The sequence below is a fragment of the Capnocytophaga sp. G1920 genome (genome assembly GCF_051417515.1).
This window is the reverse complement of record NZ_JBPRKH010000007.1, coordinates 98,063-112,172: the sequence shown is the minus strand read 5'-3', so window position 1 is coordinate 112,172 and position 14,110 is coordinate 98,063. Positions and strand designations below refer to the sequence as shown.

Sequence of the window (14,110 nt, the reverse complement as noted above, 5' to 3'; positions counted from 1 at the left end):
GACGAACAAATGACGAACAAATGACGAACAAATGACGAACAAATGACGAACAAATGACGGTGCGAGCCGCACGGGCAGATAAACAAATGACGAAGGAAAGACAAACAAATGACGGTAAGAGCCACACGGGCAGACGAACAAATGACGAAGAATAAATATATCTAAGATCAACTTAGACTCTATCTAAGATGAAATTTAGTTATTATTTTAGTTACATATAATTTTGTTTAATTGAAAAGTTGTATCTTTGCTGAAACTTTAAATGAAATGAGAACACTCTTTTTACTTGCTTCAACACTCCTTTTTCTCACAGTTGAAGCACAACGCCCTAATATAGTAGTTTTTATAGTAGACGATATGGGATGGGAAGACACTTCTTTGCCTTTTTGGAGTGAACGTGTTCCTAATAACGATATTTATCACACGCCTAATATGGAGCGATTGGCTTCGCGAGGGGTGCAGCTTACGCAAGGTTATGCGGCGTCAATTTGTTCGCCCAGCAGAGTGAGTTTACTTACCGGTAGCAATGCGGCACGCCACCGTGTTACTAACTGGACGTTGCACTACAATACCCCTACCGATGTGGAAGATACCGTACTCACGCCACCCGATTGGAATGTAAATGGTATTTCACCCATACCTAATGTACCTCACGCTTATTATGCTAAAACGCTTCCTCAGTTATTAAAAGAAGCTGGTTACTACACTATTTGCATAGGGAAAGCACACTTTGGGGCAACTCAAACCTTAGGGGCTAATCCGTTGAATTTAGGGTTTGAGAAGAATATTGCAGGACACGCGGGAGGAGGACCTGCGAGCTATTCAGGGCTTACTAATTTTGGCAATCGTACTGATGGACAACCTTCGTCGGCTTTTGCGATTCCTGACCTCGAAAAATATTGGGGAAAAGATATTTCGGTAACCGAAGCACTTACGTTAGAAGCACTCGAAACATTAGATAACCGACCTAAAGACCGTCGGTTTTTTCTCTATTTCTCACATTACGCAGTGCATATTCCTATTGAGGAAGATAAGCGTTTCAGTACTAAATATCAGCATTTAAACCCTATTGAAGCTCGTTATGCCTCGATGATAGAAGCTATGGACAAGAGTTTGGGCGATGTGTTGGATTATCTCAAAGCACATCAGTTAGAAAATGATACTTTTATTTTGTTTCTATCGGACAACGGAGGGCTGAGTGCCGTAGGTCGTGGTGGAAAACCTAATACACATAACTATCCGCTACAAGCAGGTAAAGGCTCGGCTTATGAAGGAGGTGTGCGTATTCCTATGATAGCCTCTTGGCAAGGACAACTACCCACAAATAAGCACACTGAGCAACCTGTAATTATAGAAGATGTATTTCCGACACTTTTGGAAGTGGCAAAGATAAAAGACTATAAAGTACCTCAAAAGGTAGATGGGAAAAGTTTTTTGGCAATCTTAAAAGGTAAAAGAGTAGGAGAGGAGCACCGTTGCTTTTATTGGCATTGTCCTAACAATTGGTATACAGTGGAAGGCTATGGTTATGGAGCTTCCAGTGCTATAAGGCAAGGCGATTGGAAATTAGTATATATGCACAAAACGGGTGAGAAACAGTTGTTCAATATTAAAGAAGATATAAGCGAAGCTCATAACTTAATTAAGCAGTACCCTCGTAAGGCAAAGCAACTTACAAAAAAAATACGCCATTATCTCAAAGAAGTAAAGGCGCAGATGCCTATGAATAAAGAGACAGGGAAAATAGTTCCCTTACCTTAATCTTCGTCCTCTAAACCGAGTTCTCTCGCTGATATTTCACGCATTTCTACCTTGCGTATTTTACCCGAGATAGTCATCGGGAACTCTTCTACAAATTTCCAATAACGAGGCACTTTGTAATGAGCTATGCGTCCTTTGCAGAAGTCGTGGAGTTCTTCTTCGGTGAGGGTAACCCCTTCTTTAGGTTTAATCCAAGCCATAACTTCTTCACCGTATTTTTTGCTAGGGACACCAATTACTTGCGCGTCCATTACTCCTTTATAGGTATAGAGGAAGTCTTCTATTTCTTTAGGAGAGATATTCTCACCTCCGCGAATAATTAAATCTTTAATGCGACCTGAGATATGAATATAGCCATCATCGTCCATCATAGCCAAATCGCCAGAGTGCATCCAGCGTTGTTCGTCTATTACCTGCTGTGTAGCCTGTGGACTGTTCCAATACTTCAACATTACTGAATAGCCACGGGTACATAGCTCACCGTTCTCACCTCGTTTCACGATGGCTTTGGTCTCAGGATTGATAATCTTAATCTCTAAGTGGTCGTGAATAGTTCCTACCGAGTGGATTTGTTTCTCGAAAGGTGCTCCTATTTTAGTTTGTGTAGAGACAGGTGAAGTTTCTGTCATACCGTAGCAAATAGTTATTTCGTGCATATTCATTTGCTCTTTTACGCGTTTCATAATTTCAGGAGGACACAAAGCTCCTGCCATTACCCCTGTACGCAGACTTGATAAATCATAAGGTTGTTTGTCTAATACATACAGTTCTGAGATGAACATCGTAGGCACACCATAAAGCGAAGTACATTTTTCTTTCTCTACAGCTTCGAGTGTTTTAGTAGCATCGAAACTGTCATTAGGGATTACCATAGTAGCACCGTGTGTTGTGCAGGCGATATTGCCGATTACCATTCCGAAACAGTGGTAAAAAGGTACAGGAATGCACACTCTATCTTTTTCGGTATAATTCATTCGGATACCGATAAAATAACCGTTGTTGAGGATATTGTGGTGAGAAAGTGTAACGCCTTTTGGGTTGCCCGTAGTTCCTGAAGTATATTGTATATTTACGGGATCATCAAACTGCACTCTCTCTTCAAAAGAAAGTAGTTTCTCGTCGGTAACTTTTTCACCGTGTGCTAAAAAATATTCCCAACTCTCTCCCCAATACACTTCTTTACGCAAAGATTCAGTAAACTCACGCGCATCGTCTATCATTTTTTTATAATTACTACTTTTAAACTGAGGGGCAGCAAAGATGTATGATATCCCTGATTGATTGATTACATAAATCAACTCACTGGTACGATAAGCAGGATTGATATTCACCATTATCGCTCCTATTTTGGCTGTGGCATACTGCAAGAGCGTCCACTCATAGCAATTAGGCGACCAAATACCTACCCTATCGCCTTGTTTCACACCTAAGGCGATAAGCCCTTTCGCTACCGTTGTTATTTGCTTATAAAACTCGGTATAAGTAACTCGGTAGTCCTGGTGTACGGATATAAGCGCTTCCTTATTAGGGTATTTTTCTACTGTTTTACGAAGGTTCTGGTCGATAGTTTCTCCTATAAGAGAGATATTGGAAGCTCCATAGGTGTAAGCTAAGTTTTTATTCATAAGGATTATTTTAAGTTATTCTTTTGTTATTTCAGTAAGTCAGGTCGTTTGGCTTTGGTATGCTCATAAGCTATATTTTCCCGCCATTGTTCTATTTTGGGGGTATTGCCACTGGTAAGGATTTCGGGTACTTCCCAACCCTTGTAGTTAGCAGGACGTGTATAGACTGGTGGAGCCAACAAATTATCCTGAAACGAATCGGTAAGGGCTGAAGTTTCATCGGAGAGGACACCAGGGATGAGGCGAATAATTGCATCGCAGAGCACTGCTGCACCTAATTCTCCACCTGAAAGCACATAGTCACCTATGGATATTTCTTTGGTGATAAAGTGGTCGCGTACGCGCTGGTCTACCCCTTTGAAGTGCCCACACAAGATGATAAGATTTTTAGCCAACGACAGTTGGTTAGCCATCTTTTGTTGCAGTGTATCTCCATCAGGGGTGAGAAATATCACCTCGTCATAATCTCTTTCAGCTTTGAGAGCTGAAATGCACTTATCGATAGGCTCTATCATTAGCACCATACCTGCCCCCCCCCCAAACTGATAGTCATCTACTTGGCGGTAGGCATTATTGGCATAGTCGTGTAGGTTGTGGAAATGTACTTCTACTAATTGTTTATCAATTGCACGCTTTATAATGGAGTAGCCAAAAGAACTCTCCATTAGTTCAGGAACAACTGATATAATATCAATACGCATCAGTCTAACGATGTTTATTTATTTCGTCTTGCAACTGGCGACGCACTTTCTGTTCGCGTTCAATAGCTGCTTTGCGATAGCTCTCGTATTCCTCTTGTAATTCTGATAATTGATGAAGAGACTTTCTTGTAACAATATTTCCGTTAGAGTATTTGTAAATATACAGCACTAATAGAACTCCTAAAGCAATAATAATTCCCCACATAATGGTATTGTATAAACCTTTGGATAATAAAGCTCCAAATAGATTCATACTATCTTTCTCATTGCGGGTTTGGTCTAAGGTAGTTTGCAAAGAGGCTATATTATCATTTAGTGTCTTAATAGTTTCTTCGTGAGTTTTTACTTTTCCCTTTTCAGCAGCGAGACGTGATTTTATATTATTCACACTATCTGCCATACTGCGTTGAAAGCTGGCAAGTTTAGCTTTGTCAAACATTTTGTAATTTTGCCAAGACCCTGCTCTGTCTATCATACGTTGGAACTGTTCGGGTAGGGTGGTAGGCTTTGGTTCTTCAGGCTGTACTTCCACAGTTGTTGAAGCAGTTTTCTGTGAACTAAATGAAGTTGTTGTTGCATCTTGTGCTTTAATTGATACAGCAGAAAAGGCACTAAGTGCCATCATTATTATTAGTTTTTTCATATAACTTATATTTTAAATTAATAATTGAGGTTACAATGTTTTCATTATCTTTGTAAAATCGTCTACAATGGTGGCTCCTTTGTCCTGGTTGTACCATTTTTGTAGTTCTTCTTTGAATTCAGGGGTGAGTTTACCATTCTTAGCCTTCTCTTCTTCTACCATTTTAGTAGCTACTGACGGACGAGAGCCCCAATGTGCTAATACCTTATCTTCTAAGTCTAAAAACACTACTACAGGAATGGCTTTGCCTCCATTGGTAAGAAAAAGATTCATCAGCTCTTCATTCTCATCTCTAAAAACAAGTTTCATAGTGATTTTAGGGTTGAGGATCGCTATTTTATGTACGACGGGTACAATTTGAGCCGCATCAGCACACCAACTTTCGGCAATCACTAATAAACAAACACTCTTAGGGTAGTTTACAAAGAATTGAGCCTTATCTTCAGGTATTTCTATGGTCTTATCTAAGCGTTTGTAGCGTTTTTGGTTTAAAGCAGTGTAATATATACGTTCTTCGGTTTGTTCTTCTCCACTCGATTTTCCTTCTGTTGCATACTTGTCTATCAGGTTGCGATAGGTCTCGTAAGAAACAGCTTTTAGGAGGCTATTGCGAATGATTTGTGTTGTATCCATATTCAATTAATTAACAATTAAAAGGTAAGGCACGAGCTACAAGCTCGCACCTGCTTTTGTAATTTAAGAAGCTATTTGCAAAGCTGATTTGTTGAGTTTTTCCTCAGCGTATTCTTTGGTTACTGTCAGTTCTTTTACGCCTGAATTAGGAAGCTCAAACATCGCATCAGTGAGTATATTCTCGCATAGCGAACGCAAACCACGTGCGCCGAGTTTATACTCTAAGGCTTTCTCAACGATAAAGTCGAGCGCTTCTTCTGTTATATCAAATTTAATGCCATCCATCTCAAAGAGTTTTTTATACTGTTTGATGATGGCATTCTTAGGTTCGGTAAGAATCATACGCAAAGCGTGTTTATCTAATGGATTCATATAGGTAAGCACCGGTAAACGACCTATAATCTCGGGTATCAAACCGAAGTCTTTTAGGTCTTTGGGTATGATGTATTGCACCAAGTTTTTCCTATCTACTTGTGTATTTTTAGACGAGTTGTAACCCACCGCTTGCATATTCAGGCGTTTAGAAATAACACGCTCAATGCCATCGAAAGCTCCTCCGGCAATAAACAAGATGTGTTCGGTGTTTACTTCTATATACTTCTGGTCGGGATGCTTGCGTCCGCCCTTGGGAGGTACGTTCACCACAGAGCCTTCGAGGAGTTTTAGTAGTGCTTGTTGTACCCCTTCGCCCGATACGTCACGAGTGATAGAGGGATTGTCGCTCTTGCGAGCAATCTTGTCGATTTCGTCTATAAACACGATGCCTCTTTCAGCTTTTTCCACATCGTAGTCAGCAGCTTGTAATAGGCGTGAGAGAATACTCTCTACATCTTCACCTACATAGCCTGCCTCAGTGAGTACTGTAGCGTCTACAATGGCAATAGGCACATTTAGCATCTTAGCAATGGTGCGTGCTACTAAGGTTTTACCTGTACCCGTTTCGCCTACCATTATCACGTTACTCTTTTGTATTTCCACTTCATCGTCGGCATCGGGTTGTTGCAAACGCTTGTAGTGATTGTATACCGCCACTGAGAGTATTTTTTTAGTAAAGTCCTGACCTATTACATACTGGTCGAGGAATTTTTTAATCTCTTGTGGGGTTTTCAGGGTCATATCACCCGATACTACAGGCTTCCCTTTTTGAGCTTTAGTACCGAATGCCTCTTCTATAATGATATTAGCTTGTTCAACGCAATAGTTACATATATTACCAGCCATACCGCGAATTAGCATCTCGGTTTCGGGTTCTGCACGACCGCAGAATGAACAATATTCTACTTCTTTTTTAGCCATTATTTTCTTTCTAACACTTCGTCTATCATACCATACTCTTTAGCTTCGCGTGCTATCATCCAGTAGTCGCGTTCTGAGTCTTTATACACTTTAGCAAAAGGTTGCTTAGAGTGTTTGGCAATGATTTCGTAGAGTTCGTTTTTGAGTTTCAACATTTCTTTTAGATTTATTTCCATATCGCTGGCTACCCCTTGTGCACCTCCCGAAGGTTGGTGAATCATCACACGAGAGTGTGGCAATGCCGAGCGTTTGCTCTCAGTTCCAGCACATAGCAATACAGCAGCCATCGAAGCAGCAATACCGGTGCAGATAGTAGCCACATCAGGTTTTATAAACTGCATCGTATCGTAAATGCCTAAGCCGGCATACACGCTACCCCCTGGCGAATTGATATAGATTTGAATATCTTTAGCGCTATCCACACTTTCCAAGAAAAGCAATTGTGCAGTGACAATATTCGCTACTTGGTCGTTTACATCGGTGCCCAAGAAGATGATTCTATCCATCATCAAGCGCGAAAATACGTCCATTTGGGCTACATTCAGCTGGCGTTCCTCCATAATGTAAGGGGTCATACTGCCAATAATCTTATCGTAGTAAAGACTATTTACACCGTGCTGTTTAGTAGCATATTTTCTAAATTCGTCTGATAAATTCACTTTTTTAATGATTAATTGTTAATAATTAAAGGTTATCTTTTTAGGAAGTATGGTTAGATAATGATTAACAGACTTCTACAAAATATCAAACTTTGTCTAAGTGTAGCTGTTTTTACCTTTTATCTCTTGCCTTTTACCTAAAAAGGGTAGTCCAAAATTGCCAAAGTAAGATACAGAAATGGTATTTATCATTAGCAATTTTGGACTGGTTTTTTATGTTTTTTGTGAAGTTCTATTCAGGGAAAGCTAACTTTACAAATTCATCGAAAGTAACTTTCTTTACATCAGTATTTACATTTTCTTTGTAAAACTCAATGAGTTTCTTAAATACCAATTGTTGCTGAATGCGTTGTACTTCTTCTCGGTTTTGCAACACACGGTCTACAATGCCGTCTACATAACTATCGTCATCGGTAGGCATACCGTATTGAGATAACTGTGCTTTGATATAAGTGCGCGCAAAGTCTTTTAACTCTTCAAATTTAGGGTGCAAGTTATTATCTTCCATCACCTTGCCTTCGATAAGCTGATAACGCAATCCTTTTTCTGAATGCTCGTATTCTTTTTCCGCTTCTTCCTCAGTAAGTTCTTTTTCACCAGCAGTGCGCAACCATTTTTTAAGAAAAGCAACAGGGAGGTCAAACTGAGTATTGTCTACCAAATAATCGGTAACAGTGTTCAAGAAATGCTGGTCGGCTTGCTCATTGTATTGTTGTTGAGCACCTTCTCTTATCTTGTTGCGCAATTGCTCTTCGGTGGTAACAGAACCATCAGGGAAGAGTTTATTAAACAATTCTTGGTTTAAAGCAGCTTTTTCGCGTTCATTCACTTCTTCCAGGGTAAAAGTAACTTCTACATCTAAGTGATGAGCTTCGTCGTGCGATACTTTTAGGTAGTGCATTAAGCTGTGTGCATCTTTGAACAACCCTTTAGTTTGCAACTGAAATTGGTCACCTATCTTTTTGCCTACAAACTCTTTGCGAACAGCATTGCTGAGTTCTTCTAAGGTGAAAGTAGCTTGAGAGTCAATACCTTTTTCCTCGTTAAAGAAAGTACCAGTTACTTCAAGACTGTCATCATCTATTACTTCGCCTTTGGCAACGAGTTTACCAAATTGTTTCTGAATGCGTTCTATTTGTTTGTCGATTTGGTCATCAGTAACGGTAATTTCGTAGCGAACGATTCCTTTTTTAGGTTGCAAGTTTACTTCGATAGCAGGAGCTAAGCCTATTTCAAACTCAAAAGTAAAGTCATCGGCATCTAAGTCGATGTCTTTTTTCTCTTTGGGGAGTGGGTTACCTAAAATATTGAGTTTTTCATCGCCTATGTATTTGTATAACGAGTCTTGTAACACTCGGTTGATTTCGTCAAACTTCACAGCTTTTCCATACTGTCTTTTAATCATACCAGCAGGTACGTGACCCTTTCTAAATCCAGGAATAGAAGCAGTTTTTCTGTAATCGTTTAGTACTTTCTCTACTTTATCGGCGTAGTCGTTTTTTTCAATAGCTATCTTAATGACAGCATTCAAAGCATCTACTTGCTCTCTGTTTATATTCATTTTTTAAAAAATATTAATCCAAATTTTTCAGTTTGCAAAAGTAGTACATTTTTTTTATATAGCAAAACTTTATGCTAATTCTTATATTTTAAAAGCATTAATTTTACTTTTTTCTTCACCCTAAATTTTTAATCATTTTCATCTCACAATATTCTTTGCGTTGCTACATTCCTCAGAGAGGAAGTTTGCACCAGCTCAGTATGTGAATAGGGAGAGGTTTCTTTTACCTTATCTTCATTCATTGTTCGTCATTTGTTCATCTGCCCTTGCGACTCGCACCTTCTTTTCTTCGTCTTTTCTTTATCTGCCTGTGCGGCTCGCACCGTCATTTGTTCGTCTTTTGTTCGTCTTTTATTCGTCTTTTATTCGTCTTTTGTTCGTCTTTTGTTCGTCTTTTGTTCGTCTTTTGTTCGTCTTTTGTTCGTTAATTGTTTATCTACTCTTGTAGCTCGCACCGTCTTTTGTTTTCCTTAGGCTTGATTCAGTTTCGCTCTATCTTCAAATAAGTTTTGTCTTTCAGACTGATAGTCTTTACCAATTTTTTTTTAAGGCTTGTCCCCCTTCGGGGGTTCGGGGGCTTCTCACTAGTCTTTTCATTATCTGCCCGTGTGGCTCGCACCGTCTTTTATTACCCGTACATAGTGCTATGATTGCCTCTCGTGCTACGACTGCTCATACGACTCACACTGTGGTATTAACAGCGCATTTGCTAATTATCCAATTATTTACTATCTTTGTCCCATTGTTAATGATTAATTATTCAATTATGGATTATATGACTCCACAGTGGATTAAATATCCTGAACTTTCTGAATTTACGATGGGCTGGCGTATGGGCTATGGCGAAGAGTACCGCTATCAATTTTGGGATTGGTACGACTCGCTTACGAATAAACAGCAGCAAGAGTATCAAAAGCTCTTTCCTTATCCTGTTTTTTGGCATTACAACAATTGGAAAATGATTAACAATGACGGTAAATTATCTCAAGATATTGTTGATAATGAAGAGGATTATTACTTTGGAAGTATTTCCTTTTGGCAACCTAAGGGAATGTGTAAATATTCCAAAGAAACCTTTCTTAACTCTCCTAAAAAACTCAAGTTTCTCTTCTTTTGGAAACCTAATGCCGATGCCATAGATGAATCCTGTTTTTCACAATGGCAACTTTCGCCTTTTAATGTAAATGCCAATGAATATTCGTGTACTGAGCAGTATATGATGGCTGAAAAAGCACGTTTGTTTGACGATGAAGAAGTAGAAAAGGAAATAATGAACACCACTGACCCTAAGCTGATAAAGGCTTTAGGCAGAAAGGTACGCAATTTCGACCCTGCCGTATGGGATAAGGTGAAATACAGTATTGTACTTAATGGCAATTACTATAAATTTACCCAAAACCAAGCAATGATGGATTTTCTTTTATCTACGGGTGATAAGATATTAGTAGAAGCCAGTCCGTTAGACACCATTTGGGGCATTGGTTTAGGTAAAGATAACGAAAAAGCGTTCAACATCGCTTCGTGGCGTGGTAAGAATCTCTTGGGGTTTGCCCTAATGGAAGTACGAGATGAACTTCGCAAACTTTATAAGAACGCACACTTGTTGCTGTAGTATGTAAAGACCAATCACTAAAAGAACTTCTCATTGACGATTTTTAAGTTTTACTTTGTCAATTGAGTAGTATTTTATACTTTTGCCCCAAAATACATCAAAGATGCTTATCATAGGAATTACAGGAGGAACAGGTTGTGGTAAAACAACTGTTGTTAATCAAATTATTAAAGAACTCTCAGGCGAGGAAGTTACCGTTATTTCACAAGATTCTTACTATAAAGATTTGAGTTATCTTAGCTTTTCTGACCGCACCAAAATCAATTTTGACCATCCTAACTCTATCGATTTTGATTTGCTTAAAGAACATTTATTAGCATTAAGAGAAGGAAAAGATATTCAAAGTCCTACTTATTCATTTGTAGAACACAACCGTACTAACGAAACCATTTTAGTTAAACCTACCAAAGTGGTAATTGTAGAAGGTATTCTTATCTTTGCACACCCCGATATCCGTGAGCTTTTTGATATTAAAATATTTGTACACGCCGATTCTGATGAACGACTTATACGTCGTATCAAACGCGATACAACCGAGAGAGGTCGTGATGTGAATGAAGTACTCAATCGCTATCAAACCACCTTAAAACCTATGCATTTAGAGTTTATTGAACCTGCTAAAGAATTCGCCGATATCATTATTCCTAATAATAAGCGCAATAAAGTAGCTATTGATATCATTAAAACAATAGTGCATAACCGTATATTTCAAAAATAATGAAAAAGTTACTTGAATATCTATCTTTATTGAAGGGCTATAAACTATATCTCGCCATATTATTCTTTTTTATAATATGGATGACTTTCTTTGATGCTAATTCTATATTAACTCATCACGAACTCAATAAAGAAAGAGAAAAACTCAATAAGCAAAAACAGTTCCTTAAAAGAGAGATTGAAAAAGATAAAAAAGAACTTCAATCTCTTTACACCGAAGAAGGTAAAGAGAAGTTAGGACGTGAAATATACTATCTCAAACACGACGACGAAGAAGTGTTTATCATCGAATACGATAGCATTAATTAAAACAATAAACTAACTTTTTTTTAAATTAGCTATGAACAAACGATATGAGAATATTAGCAAGATGAACGACATTCTTGCTAAATTAGAAAATACTCTTACCAAAGCTCAAGAAGTATTGGAAGAATGGAAAGCAATCCAACCGGAGTATGACCAGTTGGTAGCTTATTACGATAGTAAACAGTGGCGCCAAGACTATTTTGATAGCAACGATGGTAAAATACCTGACGAAGTACCGCAATGGGTACTCACACAAGATGCTATTTTTGATGCTATTGGCACTCAGTTTTATTTAGCTGATGAATATCGCACTTTATTGGATAAAATTAAAGCAAAAGAAATGAACCCTTAGGAAATCACCGCTTATACTTTTGTAAACTCTTAAAGTTTTTACTAAATCATATGAATAAAGAAACCTTGCGACAACTGTGGGAAACACTACCTCCTAATAATTTAATGCGTGATTGGCAAATGGAAATTGCTGAAATTACTGAAAGTACTATTACTCTTAGTATGCCAGTTACCGAACGCGTTACTCAGATAGACGGGGTTCTTCACGGAGGCGCTACACTTGCGCTGGCAGAAACTGCAGGGAGTTTAGGAGCTTATTTGCTCTATCGAGAAGAAGGAGAGCAGATACGAGGTATAGAACTAAGTGCTAATCACGTGCGAGCAGGTAGGGTAGGGGATACACTCTATGCTAAGGCAATATGTGTGAATGCAGGTAGAACGCTCCAGTTATGGGAAATAAAAGTAACAAATCAAGACGAAAAGCTTATCTCTTACTGCAAATTTACCACTATACGAATTAATTACTAACTGTTAATCATTGAAAAATGGCTGAGTTTATAAAACTATATAATGAAAATCCCAATGAAAAAGATATAAGTAGGGTAGTAGAAGTCCTTCGCCGTGGAGGATTGATTATTTATCCTACCGACACAGTTTACGGATTGGGCTGTGATATTACTAACACTAAAGCTCTTGAAAAGATTGCTCGTATCAAAGGTGTAAAGCTCGAAAAAGCAAACTTCTCTTTTGTGTGTTCTGATTTAAAGAACCTATCAGATTACGTAAAACAAATAGATACAAGTACTTTTAAGTTGTTGAAACGTACGTTACCTGGTCCTTATACTTTCATTATGCAAGGTAATAATAATTTACCTAAAGATTTTAAGAAGAAAAAAACAGTGGGTATTCGTGTCCCCGATAATTTAATAGCTCGTACAATTGTAGAGAAATTAGGAAACCCTATTGTATCTACCTCTATTTATGATGAAGATGATGTGATAGAATATACCACCGATCCAGAACTTATTTTCGAGAAATGGCAAAACAAAGTAGATTTGGTGATTGACGGCGGTTATGGCGATAATGTAGCTTCCACAGTTATAGATCTTTCAGGAGATGCTCCTAAAGTATTGCGTGAAGGCAAAGGAGATATATCAATTATTTGATATTAGCCGTTAGTGGTTAGAAACTAACGACTAACGGCTAACGGCTAACGGCTAACGGCTAATATAGCTTTTTAGTGCCTCTACATATCGCTCAAAAGCTAAAAGACCTTCTTTGGTGAGCTGAACTTCGGTATTGGGGTAGTTATCTTTAAAAGATTTTTTGACAGTGATATAACCAGCAGTCTCTAACTTCTGGATTTGCACAGAAATATTACCAGAGGTAGCTTTGGTTATTTCCTTAATACGAGCAAAATCAGCTTTTTCTTCTGAAACCAATAGTGAGACGATAGCCAAACGAAGCTGTGAGTGCAAAATAGGGTCTAAATCAGCGAACATTACTTCTCTTTTTATATTTGTTATGAAATTGAATACCAGGCACTAAGAACAATAAGGTTGCTAATACTACGCATAGCAAAGGCAAATAGATTTCATAACTAAAAGGCACAAATATACCTGCATAAATTAACAACAAAGCTACTAACGATGTTGCTATCCAGAGTTTCATTTTCATTTGTAATGCCATTGCTAAAGCTACAAAAGCAAAAGGCAGATAAATGACCAAAATGGCTATTTGAAATTTGCCAAAAGAGCTCAAAGGTACTAAAAAAGCAAAAATTGCATTAATGCCTGCAACTGCCCATATCCAATCTAACCAATCGACGTAGTTTTTTTGTGTAGCAACTTTCTTTTCTTTGTATTTGATAATGAAGTTCACCACAAAGCCAAGAGGCATTAATATCAACCATACAAATCCAGATTGTTTGGAATAATAGTTGGTGATAAGCATCACAAACTGCAGTACGCCTGCAAGCATAATAAGCACACTCCAAAAGATAAGGAAGAAACCGTTCTCTTCGTACTTTTGTTTTCGTTGATTGATGACAGACTGAATGATTTTCAAGCTGTCGGATACTTGTAAGTCCATAATGTTAAAATGTTTAATGTTATAAATTCGCTGCAAATATAAGTTAGTTTATAATATAAACCAAATTTTTAGCAATTATTTTTATAGCATAAGGTATGTTTTTTTTATATAAACTTGTAATTCAATTAATTATAGAAGTTTAATTTTACAGTTTACAAGTGCGTGCGAGCCAAAATTTGCTTACTTGATATTCTTTTTATATTTTTGCACTTGT

At 38.0% G+C, this 14,110-nt stretch carries 16 protein-coding genes; 7 read left to right on the top strand and 9 right to left on the bottom strand.

What is annotated here, in order from left to right:
- Nucleotides 1-267: 267 nt before the first annotated feature.
- Nucleotides 268-1,761, top strand: coding sequence for a sulfatase (locus ACSQ7D_RS06085; protein ID WP_437135237.1), 1,494 nt, complete (start codon nucleotides 268-270; stop codon nucleotides 1,759-1,761).
- Here ACSQ7D_RS06085 and ACSQ7D_RS06080 read toward each other — a convergent pair.
- The 7 genes from ACSQ7D_RS06080 to tig form a co-directional block, all read right to left on the bottom strand.
- Nucleotides 1,758-3,386: an AMP-binding protein gene (locus tag ACSQ7D_RS06080; RefSeq protein WP_009751476.1), complete on the bottom strand. Its 1,629-nt coding sequence runs from the start codon at nucleotides 3,384-3,386 to the stop codon at nucleotides 1,758-1,760. The two genes, ACSQ7D_RS06085 and ACSQ7D_RS06080, sit on opposite strands and share 4 nt — an antisense overlap.
- Nucleotides 3,387-3,412: 26 nt before the next feature.
- Nucleotides 3,413-4,087: a tRNA (guanosine(37)-N1)-methyltransferase TrmD gene (trmD, locus tag ACSQ7D_RS06075; RefSeq protein ID WP_437135236.1), complete on the bottom strand. Its 675-nt coding sequence runs from the start codon at nucleotides 4,085-4,087 to the stop codon at nucleotides 3,413-3,415.
- 4 nt (nucleotides 4,088-4,091) lie between these two features.
- Entirely contained in the window at nucleotides 4,092-4,730 is a 639-nt protein-coding gene (locus ACSQ7D_RS06070; protein ID WP_437135235.1) for a hypothetical protein, read from the bottom strand.
- A 30-nt stretch (nucleotides 4,731-4,760) separates the two neighbouring features.
- Nucleotides 4,761-5,363, bottom strand: a complete 603-nt coding sequence (locus tag ACSQ7D_RS06065; protein WP_437135234.1) for a thioredoxin family protein — start codon at nucleotides 5,361-5,363, stop codon at nucleotides 4,761-4,763.
- Between the two features lie 63 nt (nucleotides 5,364-5,426).
- Nucleotides 5,427-6,659 carry an ATP-dependent Clp protease ATP-binding subunit ClpX gene (gene clpX / locus ACSQ7D_RS06060; RefSeq protein ID WP_289013339.1) on the bottom strand — a complete coding sequence of 411 codons (1,233 nt, stop codon included), beginning with the start codon at nucleotides 6,657-6,659 and terminating at the stop codon, nucleotides 5,427-5,429.
- Entirely contained in the window at nucleotides 6,659-7,318 is a 660-nt protein-coding gene (clpP, locus tag ACSQ7D_RS06055; RefSeq protein WP_437135233.1) for an ATP-dependent Clp endopeptidase proteolytic subunit ClpP, read from the bottom strand. Before clpP ends, clpX begins: the two co-directional genes overlap by 1 nt.
- Before the next feature lie 232 nt (nucleotides 7,319-7,550).
- Nucleotides 7,551-8,879 (bottom strand): trigger factor, encoded by a 1,329-nt coding sequence (gene tig / locus ACSQ7D_RS06050; protein WP_009751461.1) that lies wholly within the window; start codon nucleotides 8,877-8,879, stop codon nucleotides 7,551-7,553.
- A gap of 766 nt (nucleotides 8,880-9,645) precedes the next feature.
- On the opposite strand from tig, the gene ACSQ7D_RS06045 reads away from it, so the two are divergent.
- From ACSQ7D_RS06045 to ACSQ7D_RS06020, 6 genes are all read left to right on the top strand, one after another.
- Complete coding sequence (locus ACSQ7D_RS06045) at nucleotides 9,646-10,491, top strand: NADAR family protein (RefSeq protein WP_002676096.1); 846 nt, start codon at nucleotides 9,646-9,648, stop codon at nucleotides 10,489-10,491.
- A gap of 103 nt (nucleotides 10,492-10,594) precedes the next feature.
- Nucleotides 10,595-11,209, top strand: a complete 615-nt coding sequence (gene udk / locus ACSQ7D_RS06040) for a uridine kinase (protein ID WP_002672209.1) — start codon at nucleotides 10,595-10,597, stop codon at nucleotides 11,207-11,209.
- Nucleotides 11,209-11,517 (top strand): septum formation initiator family protein, encoded by a 309-nt coding sequence (locus ACSQ7D_RS06035; RefSeq protein WP_002672207.1) that lies wholly within the window; start codon nucleotides 11,209-11,211, stop codon nucleotides 11,515-11,517. Before udk ends, ACSQ7D_RS06035 begins: the two co-directional genes overlap by 1 nt.
- Before the next feature lie 31 nt (nucleotides 11,518-11,548).
- Nucleotides 11,549-11,866, top strand: coding sequence for a DUF4298 domain-containing protein (locus ACSQ7D_RS06030; protein WP_002672205.1), 318 nt, complete (start codon nucleotides 11,549-11,551; stop codon nucleotides 11,864-11,866).
- Between the two features lie 50 nt (nucleotides 11,867-11,916).
- Entirely contained in the window at nucleotides 11,917-12,333 is a 417-nt protein-coding gene (locus tag ACSQ7D_RS06025; RefSeq protein WP_009750555.1) for a PaaI family thioesterase, read from the top strand.
- 17 nt (nucleotides 12,334-12,350) lie between these two features.
- The gene (locus ACSQ7D_RS06020) at nucleotides 12,351-12,971 is read left to right on the top strand and encodes an L-threonylcarbamoyladenylate synthase (protein ID WP_178977900.1); all 621 of its coding nucleotides are present in this window, start codon (nucleotides 12,351-12,353) and stop codon (nucleotides 12,969-12,971) included.
- Between the two features lie 51 nt (nucleotides 12,972-13,022).
- On the opposite strand, the gene ACSQ7D_RS06015 is transcribed toward ACSQ7D_RS06020, so the two are convergent.
- Together ACSQ7D_RS06015 and ACSQ7D_RS06010 are read right to left on the bottom strand one after the other, a co-directional pair.
- Nucleotides 13,023-13,307 carry a winged helix-turn-helix domain-containing protein gene (locus ACSQ7D_RS06015; RefSeq protein ID WP_009419679.1) on the bottom strand — a complete coding sequence of 95 codons (285 nt, stop codon included), beginning with the start codon at nucleotides 13,305-13,307 and terminating at the stop codon, nucleotides 13,023-13,025.
- Nucleotides 13,297-13,896 (bottom strand): hypothetical protein, encoded by a 600-nt coding sequence (locus ACSQ7D_RS06010; RefSeq protein WP_437135232.1) that lies wholly within the window; start codon nucleotides 13,894-13,896, stop codon nucleotides 13,297-13,299. Before ACSQ7D_RS06010 ends, ACSQ7D_RS06015 begins: the two co-directional genes overlap by 11 nt.
- Nucleotides 13,897-14,110 lie beyond the last annotated feature (214 nt).

What these genes read in the sequence shown, in the direction of transcription:
- tig (WP_009751461.1), bottom strand. Translation starts at nt 8,879, where the DNA reads ATGAATATAAACAGAGAGCAAGTAGATGCTTTGAATGCTGTCATTAAG.
- ACSQ7D_RS06070 (WP_437135235.1), bottom strand. Translation starts at nt 4,730, where the DNA reads ATGAAAAAACTAATAATAATGATGGCACTTAGTGCCTTTTCTGCTGTA.
- clpX (WP_289013339.1), bottom strand. Translation starts at nt 6,659, where the DNA reads ATGGCTAAAAAAGAAGTAGAATATTGTTCATTCTGCGGTCGTGCAGAA.
- ACSQ7D_RS06015 (WP_009419679.1), bottom strand. Translation starts at nt 13,307, where the DNA reads ATGTTCGCTGATTTAGACCCTATTTTGCACTCACAGCTTCGTTTGGCT.
- ACSQ7D_RS06020 (WP_178977900.1), top strand. Translation starts at nt 12,351, where the DNA reads ATGGCTGAGTTTATAAAACTATATAATGAAAATCCCAATGAAAAAGAT.
- ACSQ7D_RS06080 (WP_009751476.1), bottom strand. Translation starts at nt 3,386, where the DNA reads ATGAATAAAAACTTAGCTTACACCTATGGAGCTTCCAATATCTCTCTT.
- ACSQ7D_RS06045 (WP_002676096.1), top strand. Translation starts at nt 9,646, where the DNA reads ATGGATTATATGACTCCACAGTGGATTAAATATCCTGAACTTTCTGAA.
- ACSQ7D_RS06065 (WP_437135234.1), bottom strand. Translation starts at nt 5,363, where the DNA reads ATGGATACAACACAAATCATTCGCAATAGCCTCCTAAAAGCTGTTTCT.
- ACSQ7D_RS06085 (WP_437135237.1), top strand. Translation starts at nt 268, where the DNA reads ATGAGAACACTCTTTTTACTTGCTTCAACACTCCTTTTTCTCACAGTT.
- ACSQ7D_RS06035 (WP_002672207.1), top strand. Translation starts at nt 11,209, where the DNA reads ATGAAAAAGTTACTTGAATATCTATCTTTATTGAAGGGCTATAAACTA.
- ACSQ7D_RS06010 (WP_437135232.1), bottom strand. Translation starts at nt 13,896, where the DNA reads ATGGACTTACAAGTATCCGACAGCTTGAAAATCATTCAGTCTGTCATC.
- udk (WP_002672209.1), top strand. Translation starts at nt 10,595, where the DNA reads ATGCTTATCATAGGAATTACAGGAGGAACAGGTTGTGGTAAAACAACT.
- trmD (WP_437135236.1), bottom strand. Translation starts at nt 4,087, where the DNA reads ATGCGTATTGATATTATATCAGTTGTTCCTGAACTAATGGAGAGTTCT.
- ACSQ7D_RS06030 (WP_002672205.1), top strand. Translation starts at nt 11,549, where the DNA reads ATGAACAAACGATATGAGAATATTAGCAAGATGAACGACATTCTTGCT.
- ACSQ7D_RS06025 (WP_009750555.1), top strand. Translation starts at nt 11,917, where the DNA reads ATGAATAAAGAAACCTTGCGACAACTGTGGGAAACACTACCTCCTAAT.